General features: G+C 42.3%; 25 protein-coding genes. 16 read left to right on the plus strand and 9 right to left on the minus strand.

Annotation, left to right across the window (positions count from 1 at the left end; genetic code table 11):
• The 5 genes from O9290_RS04575 to O9290_RS04595 all read left to right on the plus strand — a co-directional run.
• Positions 1–212 (plus strand): hypothetical protein (locus O9290_RS04575; protein ID WP_288086760.1); only part of this gene is annotated, 212 nt, incomplete at its 5' end.
• Positions 213–316: 104 nt separating this feature from the next.
• Positions 317–2,479 carry a molecular chaperone DnaK gene (gene dnaK, locus O9290_RS04580; RefSeq protein ID WP_288057847.1) on the plus strand — a complete coding sequence of 721 codons (2,163 nt, stop codon included), beginning with the start codon at positions 317–319 and terminating at the stop codon, positions 2,477–2,479.
• A gap of 208 nt (positions 2,480–2,687) precedes the next feature.
• Positions 2,688–3,563, plus strand: coding sequence for a J domain-containing protein (locus O9290_RS04585; protein WP_002759132.1), 876 nt, complete (start codon positions 2,688–2,690; stop codon positions 3,561–3,563).
• A 104-nt stretch (positions 3,564–3,667) separates the two neighbouring features.
• Entirely contained in the window at positions 3,668–4,816 is a 1,149-nt protein-coding gene (locus O9290_RS04590) for a quinone-dependent dihydroorotate dehydrogenase (protein ID WP_288057845.1), read from the plus strand.
• Positions 4,817–4,991: 175 nt separating this feature from the next.
• Entirely contained in the window at positions 4,992–6,581 is a 1,590-nt protein-coding gene (locus O9290_RS04595; protein WP_288086763.1) for a DUF3352 domain-containing protein, read from the plus strand.
• On the opposite strand, the gene O9290_RS04600 is transcribed toward O9290_RS04595, so the two are convergent.
• Both O9290_RS04600 and O9290_RS04605 read right to left on the minus strand, forming a co-directional pair.
• Positions 6,555–7,802 carry a bifunctional folylpolyglutamate synthase/dihydrofolate synthase gene (locus O9290_RS04600; protein ID WP_288055195.1) on the minus strand — a complete coding sequence of 416 codons (1,248 nt, stop codon included), beginning with the start codon at positions 7,800–7,802 and terminating at the stop codon, positions 6,555–6,557. The genes O9290_RS04595 and O9290_RS04600 overlap by 27 nt on opposite strands.
• Positions 7,803–8,092: 290 nt before the next feature.
• Positions 8,093–8,818, minus strand: a complete 726-nt coding sequence (locus O9290_RS04605) for a 2-phosphosulfolactate phosphatase family protein (RefSeq protein WP_287169516.1) — start codon at positions 8,816–8,818, stop codon at positions 8,093–8,095.
• 333 nt (positions 8,819–9,151) lie between these two features.
• Between O9290_RS04605 and O9290_RS04610 the strand changes: the two genes are divergently transcribed.
• Both O9290_RS04610 and O9290_RS04615 read left to right on the plus strand, forming a co-directional pair.
• Positions 9,152–9,568, plus strand: coding sequence for a XisH family protein (locus O9290_RS04610; protein ID WP_002751648.1), 417 nt, complete (start codon positions 9,152–9,154; stop codon positions 9,566–9,568).
• Positions 9,556–9,891, plus strand: coding sequence for a XisI protein (locus O9290_RS04615; protein WP_002798710.1), 336 nt, complete (start codon positions 9,556–9,558; stop codon positions 9,889–9,891). The genes O9290_RS04610 and O9290_RS04615 overlap by 13 nt, the downstream gene beginning before the upstream one ends.
• 761 nt (positions 9,892–10,652) lie before the next feature.
• Here O9290_RS04615 and O9290_RS04620 read toward each other — a convergent pair.
• On the minus strand, positions 10,653–12,077 hold the full coding sequence (locus tag O9290_RS04620) for a pentapeptide repeat-containing protein (RefSeq protein WP_502846445.1): 1,425 nt from the start codon (positions 12,075–12,077) through the stop codon (positions 10,653–10,655).
• 163 nt (positions 12,078–12,240) lie between these two features.
• On the opposite strand from O9290_RS04620, the gene O9290_RS04625 reads away from it, so the two are divergent.
• Positions 12,241–12,414 (plus strand): hypothetical protein, encoded by a 174-nt coding sequence (locus O9290_RS04625; protein ID WP_002748305.1) that lies wholly within the window; start codon positions 12,241–12,243, stop codon positions 12,412–12,414.
• A gap of 469 nt (positions 12,415–12,883) precedes the next feature.
• Here the strand turns inward: O9290_RS04625 and O9290_RS04630 are convergent, their stop codons facing one another.
• Positions 12,884–14,212: a pentapeptide repeat-containing protein gene (locus tag O9290_RS04630; RefSeq protein WP_002798711.1), complete on the minus strand. Its 1,329-nt coding sequence runs from the start codon at positions 14,210–14,212 to the stop codon at positions 12,884–12,886.
• 164 nt (positions 14,213–14,376) lie between these two features.
• On the opposite strand from O9290_RS04630, the gene O9290_RS04635 reads away from it, so the two are divergent.
• From O9290_RS04635 to recA, 3 genes are all read left to right on the plus strand, one after another.
• Positions 14,377–14,550, plus strand: coding sequence for a hypothetical protein (locus tag O9290_RS04635; RefSeq protein WP_288059181.1), 174 nt, complete (start codon positions 14,377–14,379; stop codon positions 14,548–14,550).
• A 395-nt stretch (positions 14,551–14,945) separates the two neighbouring features.
• Positions 14,946–15,899: an aldo/keto reductase gene (locus O9290_RS04640; RefSeq protein ID WP_288059183.1), complete on the plus strand. Its 954-nt coding sequence runs from the start codon at positions 14,946–14,948 to the stop codon at positions 15,897–15,899.
• A 127-nt stretch (positions 15,900–16,026) separates the two neighbouring features.
• A complete protein-coding gene (gene recA, locus O9290_RS04645) occupies positions 16,027–17,094 on the plus strand; it encodes a recombinase RecA (RefSeq protein ID WP_288059185.1) in 1,068 nt (355 codons plus the stop codon).
• Positions 17,095–17,117: 23 nt separating this feature from the next.
• Here the strand turns inward: recA and O9290_RS04650 are convergent, their stop codons facing one another.
• Positions 17,118–17,714, minus strand: coding sequence for a hypothetical protein (locus O9290_RS04650; protein ID WP_288059187.1), 597 nt, complete (start codon positions 17,712–17,714; stop codon positions 17,118–17,120).
• A gap of 43 nt (positions 17,715–17,757) precedes the next feature.
• Entirely contained in the window at positions 17,758–18,627 is an 870-nt protein-coding gene (locus tag O9290_RS04655; RefSeq protein ID WP_288059189.1) for a bile acid:sodium symporter family protein, read from the minus strand.
• A 574-nt stretch (positions 18,628–19,201) separates the two neighbouring features.
• Here O9290_RS04655 and O9290_RS04660 point away from each other — a divergent pair.
• The 4 genes from O9290_RS04660 to O9290_RS04675 all read left to right on the plus strand — a co-directional run bounded on the left by O9290_RS04660 (position 19,202) and on the right by O9290_RS04675 (position 21,617).
• Positions 19,202–19,330, plus strand: a complete 129-nt coding sequence (locus tag O9290_RS04660) for a hypothetical protein (protein ID WP_002781364.1) — start codon at positions 19,202–19,204, stop codon at positions 19,328–19,330.
• A gap of 186 nt (positions 19,331–19,516) precedes the next feature.
• Complete coding sequence (locus O9290_RS04665; RefSeq protein WP_288059191.1) at positions 19,517–19,723, plus strand: hypothetical protein; 207 nt, start codon at positions 19,517–19,519, stop codon at positions 19,721–19,723.
• A gap of 117 nt (positions 19,724–19,840) precedes the next feature.
• Positions 19,841–20,314, plus strand: a complete 474-nt coding sequence (locus O9290_RS04670; protein ID WP_288059193.1) for a CRR6 family NdhI maturation factor — start codon at positions 19,841–19,843, stop codon at positions 20,312–20,314.
• A 94-nt stretch (positions 20,315–20,408) separates the two neighbouring features.
• Complete coding sequence (locus O9290_RS04675; protein WP_288059195.1) at positions 20,409–21,617, plus strand: 4-hydroxy-3-methylbut-2-enyl diphosphate reductase; 1,209 nt, start codon at positions 20,409–20,411, stop codon at positions 21,615–21,617.
• A gap of 87 nt (positions 21,618–21,704) precedes the next feature.
• Here the strand turns inward: O9290_RS04675 and O9290_RS04680 are convergent, their stop codons facing one another.
• From O9290_RS04680 to O9290_RS04690, 3 genes are all read right to left on the minus strand, one after another.
• Positions 21,705–21,857 (minus strand): hypothetical protein, encoded by a 153-nt coding sequence (locus O9290_RS04680; protein WP_012264969.1) that lies wholly within the window; start codon positions 21,855–21,857, stop codon positions 21,705–21,707.
• 164 nt (positions 21,858–22,021) lie between these two features.
• Entirely contained in the window at positions 22,022–22,201 is a 180-nt protein-coding gene (locus O9290_RS04685) for a hypothetical protein (RefSeq protein WP_012264970.1), read from the minus strand.
• Positions 22,202–22,205: 4 nt separating this feature from the next.
• Positions 22,206–23,051: a hypothetical protein gene (locus O9290_RS04690; protein WP_288059198.1), complete on the minus strand. Its 846-nt coding sequence runs from the start codon at positions 23,049–23,051 to the stop codon at positions 22,206–22,208.
• 460 nt (positions 23,052–23,511) lie between these two features.
• Between O9290_RS04690 and bchL the strand changes: the two genes are divergently transcribed.
• Positions 23,512–24,381, plus strand: coding sequence for a ferredoxin:protochlorophyllide reductase (ATP-dependent) iron-sulfur ATP-binding protein (bchL, locus tag O9290_RS04695; protein ID WP_002759152.1), 870 nt, complete (start codon positions 23,512–23,514; stop codon positions 24,379–24,381).
• Positions 24,382–24,428 lie beyond the last annotated feature (47 nt).

A 24,428-nucleotide genomic window follows, 5' to 3' on the forward strand; every position in this document is an offset into this window, starting at 1 on the left:
TACACCCCCCACCCCACACCCCACACCCCACACCCAACACCCTACACCCCACACCCTACACCCAACACCCTACACCCCACACCCCTCCCCCAGGAAAAACTTTTTGCCGCAGACCCTATTTAAAACCCCCCAAGCTCGATCGCCAGCGATCACTAAAAGACCACTTCGGTAATCACACCCTGAATCGCCCCGAAGCGAGAGCGAGAACCTAAGACAATTCGATACAATATTGTCAACAAGCATTAAGCGATTTAAACTATCGATCGAAGGTAAAAGTCCCGAAGTTATCGAAATCTAGGGGGAGACAAAAACAAGCATGGGTAGAGTAGTAGGCATTGATCTAGGGACAACTAACTCCGTCGTCGCCGTGATGGAAGGCGGAAAGCCAGTGGTCATCGCCAACTCGGAGGGCATGAGAACCACTCCTTCTGTGGTCGGTTTTAATAAAGATGGGGAGTTAGTGGTCGGTCAAATGGCCCGGCGACAAGGGGTACTTAATCCCCAAAACACCTACTATGCAATCAAACGCTACATAGGTCGTCGCTACTCGGAATTAAACCCCGAATCGAAGCGCGTCCCCTACACCATCCGCCGGGATGAGATGGGCAATATCAAAATTAAATGTCCCCGTCTGCAAAAAGAATTCGCCCCCGAAGAAATTTCCGCCCTAATTTTACGCCGATTAGCCGAAGAAGCCAGCCGTTATCTGGGGGAAGAAGTTACCGGGGCTGTAATCACCGTCCCCGCCTATTTTAATGACTCCCAACGTCAAGCCACCCGGGATGCGGGCCGAATTGCGGGGTTAGAAGTGCTGCGGATTCTCAACGAACCCACCGCCGCCGCCCTGGCCTACGGTCTCGATGAACAAGAAAGCAAGAAAATCCTCGTTTTTGACCTGGGAGGCGGTACTTTTGATGTTTCTATCCTGGAAGTGGGTGACGGCGTTTTTGAGGTGAAAGCCACCAGTGGCGACACCCAATTAGGCGGAAATGATTTCGATAAAAGAATCGTCGATTGGTTAGCCAATCAATTTTTGGAACAGGAAGGCGTGGAGCTGCGCCAAGACCGGCAAGCCCTACAAAGACTCACAGAAGCGGCAGAAAAAGCCAAAATAGAACTGTCTGGGGTCAGCGTCACCGATATTAATCTGCCCTTTATCATCGCCACGGAAGACGGACCCAAACACATCGAAACTCGCCTGAGTCGAGCCCAATTTGAGGAATTATGCGGCGATTTAATCAGTCGTCTCCGTCGTCCTCTCAAACGCGCCCTTTCTGATGCCGGTTTGTCCCCCGTCCAACTAGACGAAGTGGTACTGGTGGGCGGCGGCACGCGGATGCCGGTGGTGAAGGATTTGGTGCGGAGTTTTATCGATAGGGAACCCAATCAAAATGTTAACCCTGATGAGGTTGTAGCGGTCGGGGCGGCTATTCAAGCGGGAATTTTGGGCGGCGAGGTCAAAGACGTGCTGCTCCTCGATGTGACCCCTTTATCCTTGGGTTTAGAAACCATCGGCGGTGTGATGAAAAAGTTAATCCCCCGCAATACCACTATTCCCGTCCGCAGAGCTGACCTTTTTTCCACTTCCGAAAATAATCAAACTGTGGTGGAAATCCACGTTTTGCAGGGGGAAAGGGAAATGGCCAGCGATAATAAATCCTTGGGACGTTTTAAATTAACCGGTATCCCCCCCGCACCCCGGGGTATTCCCCAAGTGCAGGTGTCCCTCGATATCGATGCTAACGGTATTCTACAAGTCACCGCTAGGGATAAAATGACCGGACGGGAGCAAAGTGTCACCATTCAAGGCGCTTCTACCCTCAGCGAAGGGGAAATTAACCGCATGATCGGCGATGCTGCCCGATTTGCCGAAGCAGATCGTACCCGTCGCGAAAAGGTCGATAAACGCAATCGCGCCCGCTCTCTGGTGGATCAAGCCCAACGACGCTTAAAAGATGTTACTCTCGATTTTGGTAATGAGTTTACCCGTTCCTATCGTCGTCAAATTGAGTCTTTGAGTACGGAAATTATCGACGCTTTGGAGAAAAATGATGACCGTCGCATTGATCGCGCCCAGGCAGACCTACAGGATGTTATCTATGAATTAAATCGCGAGGTACGGCTACAATACGACGAGGAAGACGAGGGCTTTTTTAGCGCTATTCGCAAGACTTTTACCGGGGATAAGGAAGATGAGCTTCCCTACGAACCGCGTCGCGATCGTTATCGTCAGGATTATCGTCCCAGTACACCGGGTTATCAAAGTGATTATCGACCCAATTATTCGGCTAATCAAGATAGTTATCGCCCCCGCAATCAGGACAATTACGACAATGGCCGCGATAGCGATTGGCAAAGTCCCCCCCCTTCGGAGGAAAAAAGTTATAACAATAGTAAAAGTAACCGCAGCGGCGGCAATCGTTCCCGCAATATTCCCCCCCAAAATAACTGGGATGATGAGGATGATGATTGGTTTTAAACAGTGATCAGTAAACAGTGATCAGTAAACAGTAAACAGTAATCAGTAAACAGTAATCAGTAAAAAGACAGTGGGAAACTACTATTTAATACTGCTCGCTTAATACATACTGCTCACTTAGAACTCAAATCTGATAACTGATAACTGATAACTGATAACTGATAACTGATAACTGATAACTGATAACTGATAACTGATAACTGAATATATGCCACAATTAGTTAATTATTATGATGTTTTAGGAGTATCTCGCACGGCTACTGGTGACGAGATCAAAAAGGCTTTTCGACGACTGGCGCGTCAATATCATCCTGATGTTAATCCGGGGGATAAATCGGCCGAAGAAAAGTTTAAAGATATTAATGAAGCTTATGATGTTCTCTCCGATGAAGAAAAACGGGTTGAGTATAATCGTTCCTTGACAGGAAATAAACGCCGCGGGATACGTCCGGGGGAAAAAGCGAATAGTAACGGTAATGGAAAAATCCCCCGTACAGAACAGGATTTATGGAAGTTTAGAGATTTTAATAACCTTAATACTAAGCGCGCTAAAATTGCCTCCTCTCCCCGTTTAACTCGTCGAGATGTGGAAGCAAAATTAACTTTACCTTTAGAGAAAGCCTATCAAGGTGGCAGACAAAGAATTCGTCTGGAAGATGGTAGATCAATAGAGGTTGATATGCCGGCAGCTATGATCGATGGTCAGAAAATTCGTCTCAAAGGTCAGGGTATTGAAGGGGGTGATTTATATTTAAAAATAACTATCGCTAGGCATCCTTTTTTTAGGATTCAAGGTTCTGATATTGTCTGTCAAGTACCGATTACTCCTAGCGAGGCAATTGTGGGCGGTTTTGTGGAAATTCCTACCATTGACGGGTTAGTTAAAATGATGATTCCTAAGGGAGTAAAAAGTGGTCAAAGATTACGTTTGGCTAACAAAGGTTATCCCACTTCCCAAGGAGAAAGGGGCGATCAATTAGTGGAAATTATATTAGTTAATCCTCCCAATCCTAGCCCTGAAGAATTAGAACTTTATCAAAAAATACGGGCGATTGAAACTTTTAACCCTCGTCAAGGTTTATAAAGATTATGCTAGGTGGGTTACGGCAAATTTGAAATTTTTTGTCAAAAACATAACTTGTTCTTGCCTAACCCACCCTACACCTAACCCTTAATTCCTGTCTTTTTATGATCAATATAATTGATACAATTAAACCTTTTTATCCTCTAGCTTTCAAGGCTATTCGGGGCAATTTAGAGGGAACACAAAAACAATTATTAAATACTCTCCAAAAAATCGATCGCTCGCGGGGGGAATTTTGGGGACAATGGTTAATCTCACAATTATCAGAATCCCTCAGTTTTAGCGATTCTCGCCTATCTCAAAGCCTCTGGGGGTTAAATTTCCCCAATCCCGTCGGATTGGCGGCAGGATTCGATAAAGACGGTTTAGGGGCAGGACTTTGGCATAATTTCGGCTTTGGTTTTGCCGAGGTGGGTGCTGTCACCCTAGAAGGGCAACCGGGCAACCCAAAACCGAGATTATTTCGTTTACCGGAAGATTTGGCCGGATTAAACCGTATGGGGGCAAATAACCTCGGTGCGCCGGTTCTAGCGGCAACTCTCCAACAATCTTGGCAACGACAACCCCGACAGATTCCCATCGGTATTAACCTCTGTAAATCGAAAAATACGCCCCTAGAAAAGGCCCCGGAGGACTATTTAGGCAGTTTTCGCTATTTATTCCCCCATGCCGATTATTTTGTCGTTAATGTTAGTTCTCCCAATACTCCCGGTTTGCGTTCCCTGCAAAGTGGTGAACAACTCGATAAAATCCTCCACATTTTACAAACAGAAAATCAAGGCAGAAAACCCCTATTAGTGAAAATTTCTCCCGATTTAGAATGGGAAGATATCAGAACAATTATTGACTTAGCTTTCTCCTATCAATTAGCTGGAATTGTCGCTACTAATACCACCACTAAACGCACGGGATTAAAAACTACAATTCTGCCTGAAACTGGTAAACCAATCACTGAAGAAGCAGGGGGAATTAGTGGGCAACCTTTGCGGGAACGTTCCACGGAAGTGATCCGTTTTATCTATCGGCAAACCCAAGGCAATTTACCGATAATTGGAGTGGGAGGCATTTTTTCTCTCGATGATGCTTGGGAGAAAATTACCGCTGGTGCGAGTTTATTACAGATTTATACCGGTTGGTTATACCAGGGTCCTTGGCTAGTATCAAATATTTTACAAGGATTAACAGAAAAATTAGAGGCTAATGGGTTGACTAATATTAATCAAGCGGTGGGTTGGCAAGCTAACCAAGAATGAGCTAATTTTCTCCGGTAATTAGCAATAATTTCGGAAAAATTAGCTGAAATGTTGTCTGTCACCTTTGGGGATAAGATAAGATAATTAGGATAACTACAATAGGACTAATCTAGAGACTACAACCAGAGACAAATTGATCGCCAAGTATTGAACTTCTTAACCAAACCACAATTCTATGTCAAAAAAATCATTTTTACCCGGTTGTTTAGTCGTCTTAGGACTAACAGCAGTAACCGCTGGAGGTGTCTATCTTTATCTACGAGGACAACTACCTTGGCAAAGATTCACCCCCTTAGAATCGGCAAAAGTTATCCCAGAAACTGCCTTTGCTAGTAGTTTTGTCTCCACGGATGCAAAAGCTTGGTCAGTGTTAGCTAAATATGGTACACCAGAATCACGAACTGCGGTTAGTCAAGGACTAGAAGAATTACAAAAAAATATCTTCACTGATAAGATTGATTATCAACGGGATATCGAACCTTGGATCGGTAGTATTAGCTTTGCTTTCCTTCCCGCAACTACCCCCGGACAAGCGAAATTATTAACGGTTATCGGTATCAAAGATAAAATTAAAGCATCGGAATTCCAGAAAAAACTAGGACAAGAAGTTAATCGCAAAACTAGCACCAGTGACTACAAAGGTATTACAATTACTGCTATAGATTGGCAGGATAACACCACCATTTATATTGCCGTTGCGGGGGATTTTTTGTTGATATCCTACGATAAAAAGGTGTTAGAAGCGGCGATCGATACCTACCGAGGACAGCCATCTTTTAGCAGTAAACCGGAAGTGAGAAAACTGCTTTCCCAATCCCTCAACCTCCCCAATACCCTAGCGACAATTTATATCGATGATTATGCCGCAATCTTGGGACCAGATGCTAATTTATCTCCCCAAAGTCGGCAAGAATTAGCAAAAATTCAAGATATTGTCGCGGGAGTGGGTGTCACCGATACGGGATTACAGTTACAAATGGTGGCTAAACTTGCCCCTGAAACTATTTCTACCCTACCTTCCCCTAGCAGAAATCAAGTTTTAAATTATTTACCCGGAGATACCATCGCACTTTGGAGTGGTAATAATCTTAAACAGGGATGGGAAGAAGCAGAAAAACAGTCCCAAACTAACCCAGAATTACAAGTTTTTCTGCGTCAGATCCGTGAGAATTTTCAGATGGCAACCCTTGACGCGGATAAAGAAGTTTTCAACTGGATGGATCGAGAATTTGCCTTTGGAATTATCCCCAACCAGCAAGCAGTGGGAGGGTTAGGTTTTGGGGGAATGATGATCTGGCAAACCGGCGATCAGAAAGCGGCAAAAACTACCCTCGATAAGTTAAATGAATTGGTGAAAACTGTTCCCTTTATCACCATAAAAAACAGTCAAATTTCTGGCCAAGATGTGACTGAATGGAAAGCGGAAGAACAAGCTATTTTAACCTATGCTTGGTCTAATAATGATACCCTAAAAATGACCGTCGGAATTCCCTATCAACCCCAACCGAATCAACCGATTAGCAAAAGTGAGAATTTCCAAGCATCGATCGCAAATTTGCCTAAAAATAATCTCGGTTATTTTTTCATCGATGTGGAGCAAATTATTGCTAAAGCAGGGGGAATTAATAATCTTCCAGCCACGGAATTAACCCCAGAAGCAAAGGCCTTTTTAGAATCGGTACGCGGGATCGGAATTACTGCCACTATGCCTGATAAAACCACCAGTAAAATTGATGTTTTATTTTCCCTGAAACAAACTCCCTAAAAAGTAACCGACTAGATAAAGCGATCCACAGAGAATTATCCGACTATCGACAGATTCTTGGATGGCTTTTTTTAGTCCTAAAAATACATCGGAACAAGTCTCTAGGTGAGATAATTCTGGACAAATTGAAGCCGCTAATTCCGCTAAGGTTTCAGGATTGGCACTGCTATGATCTGGGACAGGAACTAAATATAAACTATCGCCTTTTCTTAATAAAGCTTGGAATATTTCTCGATGATCTTTAGTCGATAAAATACCCATCACCCAGATAATTTTTGGAGCCTTTAAACTATCTACATACTGCCTTAAACCAATAGCAGCAGCAGGATTATGAGCGCCATCTATTAAAATTTCTCGCTGACACCAATTAACGGTTTGTAAACGTCCTAACCAGCGAGTTTTTGCCATTCCTTCTTGCACGACTTCATCGCTAATTTGCCAACCTTGCCGGCGTAAAATATTAACAACAGCGATCGCTATAGCCGAATTAGTTAATTGAAAATCTCCTGCTAAGGATAAAGGGTATTCTAAACCTTGATATTTAGCCCGATTATCGGCAATTTTTTCGGCAGCTTCTACCCATACCGTCGGACAATTTAACAGCTTGATTCTCTCCCTAACTACCCCCTGCGCTGATTCTGGTAATTGTCCGATAACTGCGGGACAATTCGCTTTTAATATCCCCGCTTTCTCCCCGGCAATATCGGCAACCGTCGGCCCTAAATTTTGCCAATGTTCCCGACTAATAGAAGTGATGACAGTAACCAAAGGTTGAGCGCAAACATTAGTCGCATCTAATCTTCCTCCTAAACCCACTTCCATCACGGCAATATCCACCTTTTCCTGAGCAAAATACAGCCAAGCAGCGGCAGTAATTACCTCAAATTGAGTAGGACTTTCCTGCTGGGGATCGATAAGCGATTGTATATATTTAAGCAGGTTTTCTAAAGTCGCGGTTTCAATATTTTCGCCATTAATAGAGATTCTTTCCGTCCAATCAATTAAATGGGGAGAAATATAACGTCCGACTTTGTAACCGGCGGTGCTGAGAATAGATGATAGATAGGCACAAACCGAACCTTTGCCATTAGTTCCCGTGACATGAATAATCGGAATTTTATCTTGGGGATTGCCTAAAATCTCCAGCAGATTTTTTATTCTTTCTAAACCGAGATTGACACCAAAACGCTGAAAAGGTTGCAGTAAAGAATCGATAGTCATGGTTAGCAAACTATAAATAGGGTTTGCGGCAAAAAGTTTTTCGGTGGGGGTAGGGTGTGGGGTGTGGGGTTTTACCGATTTTCATCTGCTCAATTACCTAATTTTCAGGGAAAAAGTACCTGAATTTTCCCCCTGATCACTCCCAGACGAGGCACTTTTGGATTTCAAAAAGGTCTAAAAGTTTTATCCAACAAGGTTTTTAGATTTATTCAGCAGACCCTAAATAAAGGAATCCGGCTAGGATCGATACTCCTACCGGCACGGATGACCCTTTCTCTGGGTGATAATGTCTAAAGTTTGACTAAAATGCTCGGTTCTTTTTGGATCGGTAAAACATCAAGAGAGTCAATATTAGCGCAGTATTTTAAATCTTCTTGACAGTGGAGACGCAAGAGGCGCTGACCGTGACTACAACTGTGGAACATTCCTAAAAGATCATTTTGCCATTGACGATAAAGAGCGATCGCGGCGATCACCTCATCATTCCCGATCGCCATTTGCCCCGATTGTTCTTGTAGCGCATCGGCGATCGCTCCAGCACAGGCCGTATCTTCCAGAGAATAACCCCCTTCCCAACCAGAGCCAACAATCCAGACGGTATCGGGCTGCCTATCCAATAAGTAATTAACCGCAGCTTGCCGATTGATCATGGCCGCAGTGATCACGATTGGGGATTCTTCCACTCTTTGCAGAGCGCGAGTGCCGTTAGTGGTACTGATAAACAGACGACGACCTTTCATTAAATCAGGGGTGCAATCGAGGGGAGAATTGCCCAGATCGCAGCCTTCTACTTTCGCGCCACCTCTTTCTCCTGCTCGGAGACGTTTTTCCGGTTGCCAGGTATCGCTCACCTGCATCAGGGTTTTCAGATCGCTGAAGGTTTGCACTGCTTCCGCACCGGCATTGAGGGCAGTGGCGATCGTGGTTGTCGCTCTTAAAACATCGATAACGACGGCGCAATCGGGTAGAGTATGGACGGGGGTAAGTTCGGGAGTATGATAAATGAAAACCTGCACGAGTTATACCAAGTAAAAAGTAAAAGGGGAAATAAGCTCAACATACCGCCGCTCGGCGTTGCGCTGGCAGAAGAAAGACAAGGCCGATTTTATCACGATGGATGTCAGCTAGTTAAGCTGTTCTTAATTCAAATTGCTGGTTGAGATCAGGCAAGGGGGGGGCTAATCTCAGAATAAGCGGTTTAAATACGTCTTAGCTTATCACTTGAAATACCCACGCGGATCACAAAATTGGCCAATTGTCAATAGGGTTTGAGATGCTCTCACCCCGGATCGATCGTCATGACTAAATGTTATAATTAATAATTATTATGCCTGCTAACCTCAAGATTCATGTCTGCTAAAGATCGTTTTCATGGTGCAGTGAGAAAAGGATTAGAAAAAGAGGGTTGGATCATTACGGATGACCCTTTAAGGATTGAAGTGGGTGATGTAGAAATGTATGTCGATTTAGGAGCAGAGCAACTGATAGCCGCAGAAAAAGACAATGAAAAGATAGCCGTTGAAATTAAAAGTTTTATCGGTAAATCCAGCATTTCAGAATTTCATACTGCCATTGGACAATTCTTTAATTATCGTGTTGCTTTAGAAGAAAAAGAACCTAAAAGACAGTTATATTTAGCTGTTCCCTTAGATATTTATTATAGTTTTTTTGAATTGCGATTTATTCAAACTGTCGTTAAAAGATTTCAAATTTACCTGATTATTTATGATCCGATTGGGGAGGTAATTGTCGAATGGAAAAATTAGCACAATATCGTCACTATGTCAAGCAAGTCATTACTGAATATTCTCAGATAGGTTCATCTAAAGATCCGATTGAACAACAATTGATTTTTGATACAGTTGGCGATCACTATCAATTGATGTATGTTGGCTGGAAAAATAGACGAAGATATCATGGTTGTGTTTTGCATCTCGATATTAAAAAGGGTAAAATCTGGATACAACATGATGGCACTGAGGTAGGAATTGCCAATGAATTAGTTAATTTAGGTGTTCCTAAAGAAGATATTGTTTTAGCCTTTCATGAACCCCTAGTCAGAGAATATACAGGGTTTGCGGTGGGTTAATCTTAATCCGAGAAAGTTGACAACATTATTGTCATAAGTAGGTAGGCGTTAAAAATTATCAGACACCCCCCTTATCAAGGGGGATCCCCCCGCCTATCGGCACCCCCCTTATCAAGGGGGGCAGGGGGGATCGAACCTAAAATCCATTTTTAATTTAATTATAACCAGCTACTTAAAATAGGTTCAACAGGAGAAAAATTTAGAAAGATTATCGAAAACAATTGACAAAAATCTCAGCAATGTCTGTCCGACGGCAATTGTTGAAACCACGGAAGTTAGCACTAACAATTAGTCAAAGCGCAAAATTCGCCTAACCTAATCATAGCTTAGGCGACAAACAGGATCAGCAAGAGACTTCGATTTTTTTACCTTGCTGATCTCTGTATTTCTTTGTTAACAAAACTTAACAATTATCGGCAAAATTTTGCTTGCTTTTGTCGGCAGATTTTGCGATAATATTTTTAAAGGATTTTATTCATAATGGAAATCCTTGCATCTAAAAAAATTTTGCACAGATTCCCATTACAAGAAAAGCATAGCGCAAGTCGCCGGCAAAGTCAAGTCCTTTCCCATTAATTATGGGTTGGCTGAAAAAGTAGGAGCGATCGCCGGTTAAGATACAAGGTTTTTGAGCCACCAGCTTGAAAATCTTGCAGCTGCTTGGCCAAACAGGCCCCTAAACCCCTTATCTCGTCTATATTTCACATTTATTCAGCCAACCCTACCTAAATCTCTGCTGAAGGTGGAGATCAAAGGCTGTTTTAAACTAATACTTTACTGCGATCATTAGAAGTATCCCCAAAAATTGCCCCTCGTCGAATCAAATCCTGTTTTTGTTCGGGGGTGATCCCCGTTGCATCGATGAAGATAGCGTTTTCAACTTTCGCCCCACTCAGGTCAGCCTTACTCAGGTCAGCCTCACTCAGGATAGCCCTTCTCAGGTTAGCCTCAATCAGGTTAGCGTAAATCAGTTTAGCCCCACTCAGTTTAGCCCATACTAGGTCAGCCCCCCATAGGTCAGCCCCACTTAGTTTAGCCTCACTCAAGTCAGCCCCTCTCAGTTTAGCCTCAATCAGGTTAGCCCTTATCAGGTTAGCCCCCCACAGGTCAGCCTCAATCAGTTTAGCCCTACTCAGGTTAGCCTCAATCAGGTTAGCCCCAATCAGGTCGGCCTCACTCAGGTTAGCCCCTCTCAGGTTAGCCCCCCACAGGTCAGCCTCACTTAGGTTAGCCCGTTCTAGGTTAGCCCGTTCTAGGTTAGCCCTTCTCAGGTCAGCCCCACTCAGGTCGGCCTTACTCAGGATAGCCTTACTCAGGTCAGCCCCACTCAGGTCAGCCCCACTCAGGTCAGCCTCTCTCAGCTTAATCCTTCTAAATCTTCTTATAATGCGCTGGAGGAAGTTAGGTTTTTTAATAGATTCAATTAGTTTATTGTTAATTTCTTTAGGCGCTTTATTCTTGACAATCAAGGGGTTTGCTGACGATTCTTCTGCCAGTTGCTTTGGTGATTCTGCTAAATTTTGTCCTATGATAGTAGATTTTAAATAGGTTATCTCATCTGCATTAACATCACCTGCTATGGTAAAAGCTAAACAATTATCTTCGGTAAATTGAACATTTTCAACTGTAATATCTCCCGAAATTTTGTTCAAGTCACCCGATTTGAATAGGGATTCAATTTTTTCTAAACTTTTTTGAGAACCCTTGAGAGTTAATTTGATACTACCTTGTTCTATGTCAGTTATTGTTATTTCCTGATCATCGGTTATTTTTCTTAAAAGTTCTAATAGCGTTAATATCTGTTTCTTTTTATTTTCAGAAGCAGTAAAAACCACAGCACCAGAAAATTTTCCGTCATAATTTGTGTTTTTTTGATTACATTCTGGTTGTAATTTCCATCGACTTAAAGCAGTAATCAGATTACTCTTTCCAATCTTTTCACCTGTTTGCTCTGACAAGATTTTAAATAAATCATAAGCCGCATTCTTGATTGACTGTTCTTCTTGCCTAATTTCTTCCGCTAGATCACGATATGTTTTATCATCAAAAACACCTTTTAATATTTTTGTTTCCACGTCCGTTAATCCCTTGTTTGTATGCTTTTTTTTCAGATCATTAACCAGCATTTCTAATTCAGTCCATGAAAGGGGTTTATTTTCAGTCATTTTTAGTTCATTTATCATCATTTTTTAAAGGTTGCAGGACTTAAGATTACTTTTCAGTACCCTGACAGTTTACTTGAGAGTACCTAAAAAAAGTACCATTTTCATGACTTTTGAGTAACGACAAATAATCAAATTTTTTTTAATCTAGAGATAGTTCACCCCCTAAGTAAAAGGATTGATGATTATGTATAAATATTGGTTAAAGTACAGAGAAGACGTTGTTAGTCTTGCCAAAATTATCAGCACCATATTTGCGATCGCATCATTTTTAGGCTTCTCTTTTCCAGAGAAATTTCAACCTACTCCCTGCCAACCGACGGCAATTGTTGAAACCACGGAAGTTAGCACTAACAATTAGTCAAAGCGCCAAATTCGCCTAACCTAATCATAGCTTAGGCGACAAACAAGATCGGCAAGAGACTTCGATTTTTTGACCTTGCTGATCTCTGTATTTCTTTGTTAACAAAACTTAACAGTTATCGGCAAAATTTCGCTTGCTTTTGTCGGCAGATTTTGCGATAATATTTTTAAAAGATTTTATTCATAATGCAAATCTTTGCATCTAAAAAAATTTTGCACAGATTCCCATTATAAGAAAAGCATAGCGCAAGTCGCCGGCAAAGTCAAGTCCTTTCCCATTACTTATGGGTTGGCTGAAAAAGTAAGGGCGATCGCCGGTTAAGATACAAGGTTTTTGAGCCACCAGCTTGAAAATCTTGCAGCTGCTTGGTCAAACAGGCTGCCAAACCCCTTATCTCGTCTATATTTCACATTTATTCAGCCAACCCCACCTAAATCTCTGCTGAAGGTGGAGATCAAAGGCTGTTTTAAACTAATACTTTACTGCGATCGTTAGAAGTATCCCCAAAAATTGCCCCTCGTCGAATCAAATCCTGTTTTTGTTCGGGGGTGATCCCCGTTGCATCGATGAAGATAGCGTTTTCAACTTTCGCCCCACTCAGGTCAGCCTTACTCAGGTTAGCCCCACTCAGGTCAGCCTTACTCAGGTTAGCCCCACTCAGGTTAGCCCCACTCAGGTTAGCCCCACTCAGGTTAGCCCCCCACAGAATAGCCCCTCTCAGGTTAGCCTTACTCAGGATAGCACCAATCAGGTTAGCCCCACTCATGAAAGCCCAACTCAGGTTAGCCTTACTCAGGTTAGCCCTTCTCAGGTTAGCCCCGCTCAGTTTAGCCTTACTCAGTTTAGCCCAACTCAGGTTAGCCTTACTCAGGTTAGCCTTATTCAGGTTAGCCCCGCTCAGTTTAGCCCCACTCAGGTCAGCATCAATCAGGTCAGCCCTTCTCAAGAAAGCCCAACTCAGGTCAGCCTCAATCAGGTCAGCCCAACTCAGGAAAGCCCAACTCAGGTTAGCCCTTCTCAGGTTAGCCCCACTCAGGTCAGCCCCACTTAGAATAGCCCCACTCAGAATAGCCCCACTCAAATCAACTTTATATAGAGTTTTCTTATCGATTGTTCCCTCTCGAATTGCCTTAATTAATTCGGCTTTTTCAATAACTTTTGCATCTGTAGTGAACTCTGCTTTTTTGACGATAATTTCGGGTATATCGTCTGATTTAAGTTCATTGAGAAGGGCTTGCAATTCCCCCGATTGATGTAAATCTGCTAGGTGCTTTAAGCCCTCTTCTGAACCTTCTAAAAATAGCCGAATACTGCCTTTAAGTTTCATAATAGGCTTGATCGTGTTGTCTCTGGCAGTTTCTTGAAGAAAGCTGATAATTTTATCAATTTTCTCTGGTGTCAGGTCGTCTATCCCTACCTCCATAACTAATTCAAGAACTTTATTTGATTGCTGAGGTTGCGGTTTATTGTTATGATCAAATATCTGAGAATTATCTCTATACCTTGCCAAAGCAGTAATCAGATTAGTCTTTCCAATCTTTTCACCTGTTTGCTCTGACAATATTTTAAATAAACTAGAAGCCGCATTCTTGATTGACTGTTCTTCTGTCCTAATTTCAATTTCTTTTGCTAGATCACGATATGTTTTATTCTCAAAAATACCTTTTAATATTTTTGTCTCCACGTCCGTTAATCGCTTTTTTGTATGCTTTTTTTTCAGATCATTAACCAGCATTTCTAATTCAGTCCATGAAATGGTTTTAGTTTCAGTCATTTTTAGTTCATTTATCATCATTGTTTAAGGGTTGCAGGACTTAAGATTACTTTTCAGTACCCTGTCAGGTTACTTGAGAGTACCTAAAAAAAAGTACCATTTTTAGGACTTTTGAGTAACGACAAATAATCAGAATTTTTTTAATCTAAAGATAGTTCACCTCCTAAGTAAAAGGATTGATGATTATGTATAAATATTGGTTAAAGTACAGAGAAGACGTTGTTAGTCTTGCCAAAATTATCAGCACCATATTTGCGATCGCATCATTTTTAGGCTTCTCTTTTCCAGAGAAATTTCAACCCACTCCCTGCCAACCGACGGCAATTGCTGAAACCACGGAAGTTAGCACTAACAATTAGTCAAAGCGCAAAATTCGCCTAACCTAATCATAAGGTTAAGCGACAAACAGGATCAGCAAGAGATTTCGATTTTTTTATCTTGCTGATCTCTGTATTTCTTGGTTAACAAAACTTAACAATTATCGGCAAAATTTCGCTTGCTTTTGTCGGCAGATTTTGCGATAATATTTTTAAAAGATTTTATTCATAATGGAAATCTTTGCGTCTAAAAAATTTTTGCACAGATTCCCATTATAAAAAAAGCATAGCGCAAGTCGCCGGCAAAGTCAAGTCCTTCCCCATTACTTATGGGTGGGAATTTCCAGGAATCAAAAAAGGGGGTTAGTGGGGAGTCAGACCAAATATAGGTTACACTTCATCTTTAATGAGAAACGCTGTCATTCTTTGTAGGGAATATGACTAGACAAACCGCTAATCTCGGACAAACAGGAATTGCCGTCAGTGCCTTGGGAATCGGGACTTGGGCATGGGGAGATAAACTATTCTGGAACTATGGCAAGGAATACGGAGCTAGTCAGGTAGAGGAGGCCTTTAAAGCGGCAGTAGAAGCAGGAATCACCTTTTTTGACACTGCCGAAGTCTATGGACTGGGGGAATCGGAACGACTCTTAGGAAAATTTACCCAACAGACCGATATTCCCATCGATATTGCCAGCAAATTTGCCCCCGTACCGTGGCGATTGGGGGCGAATGCGGTTCATAATGCCATTACCGAGAGCTTAAACCGTCTAAAAACCGATAAAATTGCCCTTTACCAAGTACATTGGCCCTTCACCTTCCTAATTAGCCAAGAAACCCTAATGAATGCCCTAGGGGAAGAAGTAAAACGCGGCCGCATTGGTGCAGTGGGTGTAAGTAATTATTCCGCCGAGCAAATGCGTCAAGCAAGCCAGATTTTGGCGAAAAAAGAGGTTCCCTTAGCGGTCAATCAGGTGCAGTATTCGCTTTTGTATCGCAAAATAGAAACTAAGGGAATTTTAGCCACGGCCAAGGAATTAGGTGTCACCATCCTCGCCTACAGCCCCCTCGCTCAAGGACTACTGACGGGTAAATATAGCCCAGAAAGCCAGAATTTGCCCGATGGAGCCAGAAAAGTTGACCCACGGTTCAAAAAAGAAGGTTTGGAGAAAATAGCCCCAATTTTAAGGGTAATGCAAGAATTGGGCGAAAAATACCAAAAAACCCCCGCACAAGTCGCCCTCAATTGGTTAATCGCCCAAGGGGATGTGATTCCCATTCCGGGGGCAAAAACCGCGGCCCAAGCGAGGGAAAATGCCGGGGCGTTAGGATGGAGTTTAGAAGCGCGAGAGGTGACGCAATTAGAACAGATGAGCCGGCCTTGGCTGTAAAAATCAAAACTTTTGATTTTTGATCACCATTCTGGAAAAAGTCTCTAACTTTTTGGTGATCAAGATTAAAACAGGCTACAATCTTTGCATACTGCTGTACTACTTAAGAAAACTGGGGAGAAAATTAATGGCGACAATGACAAGTAATCCCGATCGAGATAAAGCCTTGGGTTTAGTCTTAAATCAAATCGAGCGCAACTTTGGCAAAGGTTCGATTATGCGTTTGGGAGACGCAACCCGGATGCGGGTGGAAACCGTGCCTAGTGGTGCTTTAACCCTAGATATGGCTTTGGGTGGCGGTTTACCAAAAGGCCGCATCGTCGAAATTTACGGGCCAGAAAGTTCTGGAAAAACCACTTTAGCCCTCCATGCGATCGCAGAAGTGCAGAAAGCTGGGGGAGTGGCGGCCTTTGTCGATGCGGAACACGCTTTAGATCCCACCTATTCGGAAGATTTAGGGGTAGATATCAATAATTTACTGGTGGCACAACCGGATACGGGGGAGGCTGCCTTAGAAATAGTTGACCAGTTAGTGCGTTCTTCGGCCGTGGATATCGTTGTCATCGACTCGGTGGCCGCTTTAGTGCCGCGGGCGGAAATTGAAGGGGAAATGGGGGATAATCAGGTGGGTTTGCAGGCCCGTTTGATGAGTAAAGCCCTGCGAAAAATTGCTGGTAATATTGGTAAATCCGGTTGTGTGGTGATTTTCCTCAACCAACTGCGGCAAAAAATCGGTGTCACCTACGGCAATCCTGAAGTGACCACCGGAGGAACGGCCTTAAAATTTTATGCCTCGGTGCGTTTAGATATCCGTCGCATTCAAACTTTGAAAAAAGGCACGGAAGGGGAATACGGAATTCGGGCTAAAGTTAAGGTGGCTAAAAATAAAGTTGCGCCTCCTTTCCGGATTGCTGAATTTGATATTATCTTCGGTAAAGGCATTTCCCAAGTGGGTTGTATGCTCGATATCGCCGAACAAACTAACGTAGTTACTCGTAAAGGGGCATGGTATAGCTATAATGGCGAAAATATTGCCCAGGGTCGCGATAATGCCGTTAAATATCTCGAAGAAAAGCCAGAAGTAGCGGCGGAAATTGAGAAGTTATTGCGGGATAAATTAGACATGGGTTCGGTTCCTTTCCCCACGGAACCTGCCGACGAGGACGATGAGGACGATCTGGAACCAGAAATCTAAAAGAAGAGGGTTTTAGGTCTTGGTTATCCCCCTATTTTGGGGGATTTTTTAGCTTCAGAATCGATAGATTTAGCGGCTTCTAACCATGATTGTAAACCTTTTTTAGTCGGTGTTCCTTTAGTGGTAAAAGTCCATAGATCTCGTTTATGTTGGGGTCCGTAGCTGATATGAATCGGGCGATTAATTCCGTAAAAATAGAGAGAATCAAAGGGTAATTTTTGGGTTAAAATCCAATCTATCAGGCGATCGCTAGTTAAATCGATAATCCGAAAATCACAGGCTGCCCCCAATCGCTGACAATAATATTGACCTTTTTGATTAATTTCGTGGGCGCAATGTTGATCACGACTGGGATCGATTCTACCGTTTTTTAAGCCGGTGATCGGGTCTTTTTTTTGGAGAAATTTTCTCAGATCATTGGAACAAAATCCATAGGTTAATTGAAATTTTTCTCGACCAAAATTATCAATAATTGGATCGATAATAAAGTGAGCGAGATTTTGCCAAGCGGTTATCGTTGCGGTATTTTTTGGGTAGGGATCGATTTGCGCTGCGTACTTTTGATAGGTTTGGGAACAGGTAGATAATTCTTCTAGGGTTAAATATTTACCAATTAACATAATCAGTTATCAGTTTTTAGCTAGATCCTATCACCAGATTTAGCTATTTTGCCAAAGCTGCTTTTTTGCGACCATAATAAACAGCGACAAAAGCGCTGACATACATCCATAAACTATAGACCATTGCGGGAATGGCTAGATCGGGATTCTTTAATAAACCGGCAGTGATAGCAATAGCTAAAGTGCCGCTTTGAATACCCACTTCAATTGCAATACAAATTCTTTGGGGAATAGTTAATTGAAATAAACGACCACTGAAAAAGCCAATTAGGGAAGCAATCGTATTTAAAATGATCACTGCGATGCCAGTTTGAGCGATAAATAAAGGTAAACGTTGCCATTCTCTCAGGATTAATAAGAAGATAATAACCGCTAGAAAAATCACGGCTAAACGATTAGTTATCGGTTCCAGACTTTTGGCCAGTAAAGGGAAGTAATGGCGGATAGTCATACCCATAACCAGGGGTAAAACTATAATCAAAAATATCTGCCCCATAGTGGAACCAATGGGTAGGGAGATGGCGGCACTTTCACCCATAAAATGCTGGAGAATGAAACTAGCTAAAAAAGGTATTGTGAAAATGGTGATGATGCTGCTAAAAGCGGTTAAAGTAACAGAAAGGGCCACATCTCCCTTAGCTAAATAGGTTAAAACATTGGAGGAAGGGCCGCTGGGGCAAATGGCGACAATCATTAAACCGACGGCAATTTCTGGCCGGAGAGGCAAAAGAGAAACAATAATAAAGCCGACGATCGGTAGAATAATAATTTGATTGACTAAACCGATCAGGACTGCTTTGGGATAACGGGTGATACGCTGAAAATCGGCGAGAATTAATCCCAATCCCATGCCTAACATTAAAACGCCTAGGCCAACGGGTAAGAGGATATTAGTAAAAAAGTCGGCTTGCATGGGATAAAAGCGGAGAAGATGAGCTTATTTTCCCATAAATTGACTGGTTTATTCGTGTCCCTAGTTACCGATTTTGCTGACTAAAAAACCCCCAGTGTGCAGGGGAGATTAAATTGTGGGAGAAATCCAAACCTTGGGGATTTTAGTCCAGTTTCCCTTCCCGCTCCGGGATGATATCCCCGTCCTACTTCAGTTGCTTGGTGACAACCATGGGATCACAGCTAGGGAACTGACGATGCGACTGCCACTTTCGACATCAGCAATGCCTAGGGAATGTTGCCGCAGGACTTCCATCAAAAATAACGAGGGCAAATTTTCCTTCTAAATCCCGCAGTCCTTGAATTCCTTTCTGTTGATAAATTGCTAGGGCGATCAAGGTGGTAGATTTTTGGTGAACGATAGGTGAGTTTTTGCGGTGTTTTCCCTTCTAGATCGAGGGGCAGTTTTCTGTCATCTAAGTTGTGTGTAAACATAGCAACCCTCCAGATCTCTACAGTTCTATTGTACCTTTATCCCTGGTTCGAGTGCCGGGGACTGTAATAATGTGTATTATTCGTCAGAGAAGACTGAACCGTTGTTTGTTTTAAATGTAGTCGCAAGTGTGAGCGGATTAATTTTCCTGAGCTTGTTCACCGATTCCCTCACCACGATTACCGGTTTACTCTTTGCTTCTTTGCGCGATCGAGTTCGAGGATTTCTCTAGGGTAAAGTAATTGATAAAGTAGCTAATTTCCCCGATATCACTCTCTTTGATAATCCCGATGGATTGAACTTAATTAAGTTAAGGGAAAAAGGGTTAAATCCTCTAAAATAATTATCCTGAGAATTGGTCATTTTTGAGAAACCGACTGCCTCCCCTGCTGCTAATGCAGAATAGGAAATCTAGCAAATGTTTCGCACTTTAGCCACCGATAAAATAACCATAGTAATTAGTCATCGATTAGCTCTTTGTCAAGCGGAACTGATGAGCAAACGAGGACAATATCACCCTAATAGTTATCAATCTAAAAAACCCGGTGTGCAAGGGAGGTTAAATTGTCGGAGAAATCCAATCATGAGGATTTTAGTCCAGTTTCCCTCTCTCGCTCCGGAGTGAGAGAATAGTCAAACTTAGTTTTTTTGTCCCGATCGAGAGTATTTTCTGAGATATATCATTGTCGATCTAGGGATAAAAAACAGTAATTTCGCCCGATATAACCTTTTATTTGCCCCTATGACTGTCAAAATCGCTCTTAACCCCAATCAAATCCAAAATCTCGATCTCTTATCTTTAGAGACTATTATTCAAGATTATCAGTCCCGAACAGCGATCGCAGAACTGGAACAAGCTCTACAATTAGAGATAGATTATCCTCGTGCGGAGGGTGATATGCGGGAATTATCAGAGATACCAGAAGTCAGGCTGTGGTTTCTGCGTTTAGATGCGGTTTATCCCTGGTTAATCTTTATTCTTGACCCAAAACAGGGAGAAATCGCCCGTTATGCTGCTATGTTGGTCCCCCATCAATTCCATCGCGGGGAAGGAATTCAATATAATCCCGAAGCTTTAGAGATTTTTGTGATGCAAAAACTCTTTATTTTGTCTGATTGGCTGAAAAGTCAGCAAATTCCTGCTTTATCTCGCTTAAAATTTTTCGCTCAACAGTTTGGTTACGATATCGACGAGGAATTTCTCTCTAGTCTCTAAAAGCCTCCTGCGCTGACTAGATAAGGTATTTTTAATATATGGCAAGCTACTGTCTCGCCCAATTTAGCGCCACCAATACCCCTATCAGAGAATCATGGATACAAAATCCTTTAAACGTACCCTACAGCAATCGGATAACTATAACCGCAAGGGATTCGGTCATAAAGAGGAAGTAATGGATGCGATGACCAATGAGTATCAAAGCGACCTGATCCAAGAAATTCGTGAAAATAATTATCGTTTACAACGGGGGGACGTGACGATCTATCTCGCTCAAGCTTTTGGTTTTTGTTGGGGGGTAGAACGCGCTGTCGCCATGGCCTACGAAACTCGTCAACATTTTCCCCTGGAACGTATCTGGATTACTAACGAAATTATTCACAATCCCTCGGTTAATCAGCGTCTGCGCTCCATGGCCGTGGGTTTTATTCCGGTCGAAAATGGCCAAAAAGACTTTACTGTGGTGGAATCGGGGGATGTGGTGATTTTACCTGCTTTTGGGGCCAGTGTCTCGGAAATGCAAATACTTAACGATAAGGGTTGCATGATTGTGGACACCACTTGTCCCTGGGTTTCTAAGGTGTGGAATTCCGTGGAAAAGCACAAAAAAAGCGACCACACTTCGATTATTCACGGCAAATATAATCACGAAGAAACGATCGCCACTAGCTCTTTTGCTGGCACTTATCTGATCGTTTTAAATTTGGATCAAGCTAATTATGTCGCTAATTATATTCTCCACGGTGGCGATAAAAATGAGTTCTTAGAGAAGTTTAAAAATGCCCATTCCCAGGGTTTCGATCCCGATCGCGATCTAGATTATATCGGTATTGCCAATCAAACCACGATGCTGAAAAGTGAAACGGAGGAAATTGGCAAACTCTTCGAGCATACTATGTTGAGAAAGTACGGACCGATCAATTTTAAAGATCATTTCATGAGTTTTAATACCATCTGTGATGCCACTCAAGAGCGTCAAGATGCCATGTTTGAACTGGTGAAAGAACCGCTTTCTTTAATGGTGGTAATTGGCGGTTATAATTCCTCTAATACGACTCACCTACAGGAAATAGCGATCGAGCGTGCCATTCCCTCCTATCATATCGATAGTGCCGAGCGCATTCTCCCCGGTAATCGCATCGAACATAAACCTTTAGGGGACGATTTAATGATCACCGATAACTGGTTAAATGAGGGAAAAATTATCGTCGGAGTGACTTCTGGCGCTTCCACTCCTGATAAGGTGGTAGAAGAGGTGATCGAGAAAATTTTTGCGTTCAAATCTTCTTTAGTCCCCGGTTAATTAGCCTAGGTGTGTTAGCCTTTAGCAATGGCTGCATCTCATAGCAAAAATAGGAGATGCAGCTGATATTTTTCTCAGTGGGATTGCTCAGAAACTAACTAGGGTCTGCTGAAAAAGTTTTTCATGGGGACAGGGTGTGGGGTGTGGGGTGTGGGGTGTGGGGTGTGGGGAGAAACAATTCATAACTTGAGAGTTAATCACACTATTAAAAAGGGATTTGGTATCAGATTTATTCAGCAAACCCTACAACCTTTCTCGTAAAGGTGAAGCATACAGTAATCCTTGCTAATCAAGTGTTTTAGACGCAAGAACGAACCTCATCTATCTGAGAAACGCTGTAACTACCGCAATCTTGACATTGACGTTAGAACCGTTCGGCTCTTCTCGTAAGAGCCAATATTTTCCTAAAAACGGCGGGTTTTATCGATTCCGTAGATAATTCCCGTCACCATGGAAGAGAGAATTAATAACAAAATTAATCCTCCGGGTAAAAAAGATAATATTCCCATGCCGCGCAATATATAAACTAACACGGTCACTAATAGGAAACCGAAAAAAAGAGACTTTAAATAACTAGAGCGCATTTACTTAGATTAACAGTTCCTCTTGACTTAAGTTTAACTTTTCGACAATCATTGCTAGGATTTTTTCTTCCCTTTTTCCGTTACTGATAGATTCCAGTAACCGGCAATTGAGGATAATTTTTTCCCCGTTGGATAAGGTTAAAATAATCCGTCGGTAATTAGGCCCCAAAAAGCCTTTGTACTCTTCTACTTTTGCCTCAACAATTCTCTCTAGAAGATAATCACTTTCACTTCTAAAAGTTAAATGTTGTCGCCTACGGGTTAGGGTAGCGGTACCCTGATTAAAGACATAACTCTCCCAATAGCTGACATCATAAAGTAATAACAGACCTGACAATAAGCATAACATACCCCAGAGATAATAGGGATAATTATGGTGGTGTTCTAGCAGTGCTGACAAGGTATCTAGGGGACTTTTGGCAATAATTTCCTGAGCTTGATATCTATTCACAAAACTCTCAAATCGAGTTTTAAAATCACTAGCTGACTGCACATCCCGAAAATTTTCGATGTAGAGATAGTTATTTCTCCCGACCAATAAAACCGTGTTATTAACAGTTTTTTTCTGCTCAACACTGATAAAAACTTCTTGATAGACAGCCGTAGCTTTAATGTGAGTTAAAGAAAAATTTTCCCGACTAGAAACAGGAAAATTATACTCTTGGACATATTGACAATCTATTCTTTTTGTGCCTAACCTCATGCAGTTGAGATAAGCGCGCTGGAAAGAAACCACATAGGCTAAAAACAGCAAAGGAAACCCAGCCAGAAAAAACCCCAGAAAAGGACGATATTTAGGAGCCTTATTCTCTAATAAGAGTGTAGTCAGCGTTTTTTGCTTAACTCGCATGGGAAACCCTACAGGTACTTTGTTCTAATTGTACTACAGCTTTTTTCAGCATCCTTCTCAGGATCGATTTATTTAATCTGCTGACGGGGAAAATTGTAATGATTATTCACGAAAATCTGACATCGGTCTCTAGACTGCCTCTATCTTGACCTTTTTTGTTCTGGTTTGCCACGGTAAAACCCTGTTTATCGAGTTTTTGTAAAGCTTTGGTGGTTTTTTGTTTATTGTTTGTATTTAAAGTAAATGTATAAACAAAGCTGTTTTTATAAGTTTTTATGACTTTAAAAAACTTTATAAGCTCTAAAAGATTATTTATATAATTTTTAAGCGTTCAATCTCACTCTAGCTATAGCAGATAAAAATTGAGCCTCTTTCCAAGGGGTGGGGAGATGGTCAATAATTGGGATCAAAGCACTGATAAACAAACTCACCATTCAAGCGCACATTTAGGAGAACTTCCATGCCTTTAACACTCGCAGTCTACGGAAAAGGTGGCATCGGTAAATCGACAACAAGCTGTAATATTTCGGCCGCTTTAGCCAAAAGAGGCAAAAAAGTCCTACAAATAGGCTGTGACCCCAAGCATGATAGCACCTTCACCCTGACAGGCTTTCTGATTCCCACAATCATCGATACCCTGCAAGAAAAAGATTTTCACTACGAAGACATCTGGCCCGAAGACGTTATCTATGACGGTTACGGTGGTGTCAAATGCGTGGAAGCGGGGGGGCCTCCGGCCGGTGCCGGTTGTGGCGGTTACGTCGTCGGCGAAACGGTGAAATTATTAAAAGAATTGAACGCTTTTGATGAATTTGACGTGATTTTGTTCGATGTTTTGGGGGATGTGGTTTGTGGAGGATTTGCCGCACCCTTAAATTACGCCGATTACTGCATAATTGTCACAGATAACGGCTTTGATGCTCTTTTTGCCGCCAATCGCATCGCTGCTTCCGTCCGCGAAAAAGCGCGCACTCATCCCCTGCGACTAGCCGGATTAATTGGTAATCGCACCTCAAAACGCGATTTAATTAATAAATATGTAGATCATGTTCCCATGCCAGTGTTAGAAGTTTTACCCTTAATTGAAGATATTCGCGTCTCCAGAGTTAAAGGTCAAACTCTCTTTGAAATGGCCGACAAAGATCCGATGTTAAGTTACGTTTGTGACTATTATCTCAACATTGCCGATCAGATTTTAGCCAAACCAGAAGGAGTTATTCCCAAAGAATCTGCCGACCGGGAATTATTCACTTTATTATCGGATTTCTATCTTAATGCCGATAAACCGAAAGTTAACGCCGAGGAAGAATTAGACCTGATGATGGTTTAGATTATTTTGTCGGGTGGGTTAGGGACAGCGTAACCCACCAATAACCA

The organism is Microcystis sp. LE19-41.2A (genome assembly GCF_027530405.1).
Lineage (GTDB): Bacteria > Cyanobacteriota > Cyanobacteriia > Cyanobacteriales > Microcystaceae > Microcystis > Microcystis aeruginosa.

Coding starts and splice junctions, on each gene's coding strand:
- dnaK (WP_288057847.1), top strand. CDS start 317: ATGGGTAGAGTAGTAGGCATTGATCTAGGGACAACTAACTCCGTCGTC.
- O9290_RS04585 (WP_002759132.1), top strand. CDS start 2,688: ATGCCACAATTAGTTAATTATTATGATGTTTTAGGAGTATCTCGCACG.
- O9290_RS04590 (WP_288057845.1), top strand. CDS start 3,668: ATGATCAATATAATTGATACAATTAAACCTTTTTATCCTCTAGCTTTC.
- O9290_RS04595 (WP_288086763.1), top strand. CDS start 4,992: ATGTCAAAAAAATCATTTTTACCCGGTTGTTTAGTCGTCTTAGGACTA.
- O9290_RS04600 (WP_288055195.1), bottom strand. CDS start 7,802: ATGACTATCGATTCTTTACTGCAACCTTTTCAGCGTTTTGGTGTCAAT.
- O9290_RS04610 (WP_002751648.1), top strand. CDS start 9,152: ATGTCTGCTAAAGATCGTTTTCATGGTGCAGTGAGAAAAGGATTAGAA.
- O9290_RS04615 (WP_002798710.1), top strand. CDS start 9,556: ATGGAAAAATTAGCACAATATCGTCACTATGTCAAGCAAGTCATTACT.
- O9290_RS04620 (WP_502846445.1), bottom strand. CDS start 12,077: ATGATGATAAATGAACTAAAAATGACTGAAAATAAACCCCTTTCATGG.
- O9290_RS04625 (WP_002748305.1), top strand. CDS start 12,241: ATGTATAAATATTGGTTAAAGTACAGAGAAGACGTTGTTAGTCTTGCC.
- O9290_RS04630 (WP_002798711.1), bottom strand. CDS start 14,212: ATGATGATAAATGAACTAAAAATGACTGAAACTAAAACCATTTCATGG.
- O9290_RS04635 (WP_288059181.1), top strand. CDS start 14,377: ATGTATAAATATTGGTTAAAGTACAGAGAAGACGTTGTTAGTCTTGCC.
- O9290_RS04640 (WP_288059183.1), top strand. CDS start 14,946: ATGACTAGACAAACCGCTAATCTCGGACAAACAGGAATTGCCGTCAGT.
- recA (WP_288059185.1), top strand. CDS start 16,027: ATGGCGACAATGACAAGTAATCCCGATCGAGATAAAGCCTTGGGTTTA.
- O9290_RS04650 (WP_288059187.1), bottom strand. CDS start 17,714: ATGTTAATTGGTAAATATTTAACCCTAGAAGAATTATCTACCTGTTCC.
- O9290_RS04655 (WP_288059189.1), bottom strand. CDS start 18,627: ATGCAAGCCGACTTTTTTACTAATATCCTCTTACCCGTTGGCCTAGGC.
- O9290_RS04665 (WP_288059191.1), top strand. CDS start 19,517: ATGTTTCGCACTTTAGCCACCGATAAAATAACCATAGTAATTAGTCAT.
- O9290_RS04670 (WP_288059193.1), top strand. CDS start 19,841: ATGACTGTCAAAATCGCTCTTAACCCCAATCAAATCCAAAATCTCGAT.
- O9290_RS04675 (WP_288059195.1), top strand. CDS start 20,409: ATGGATACAAAATCCTTTAAACGTACCCTACAGCAATCGGATAACTAT.
- O9290_RS04685 (WP_012264970.1), bottom strand. CDS start 22,201: ATGCGCTCTAGTTATTTAAAGTCTCTTTTTTTCGGTTTCCTATTAGTG.
- O9290_RS04690 (WP_288059198.1), bottom strand. CDS start 23,051: ATGCGAGTTAAGCAAAAAACGCTGACTACACTCTTATTAGAGAATAAG.
- bchL (WP_002759152.1), top strand. CDS start 23,512: ATGCCTTTAACACTCGCAGTCTACGGAAAAGGTGGCATCGGTAAATCG.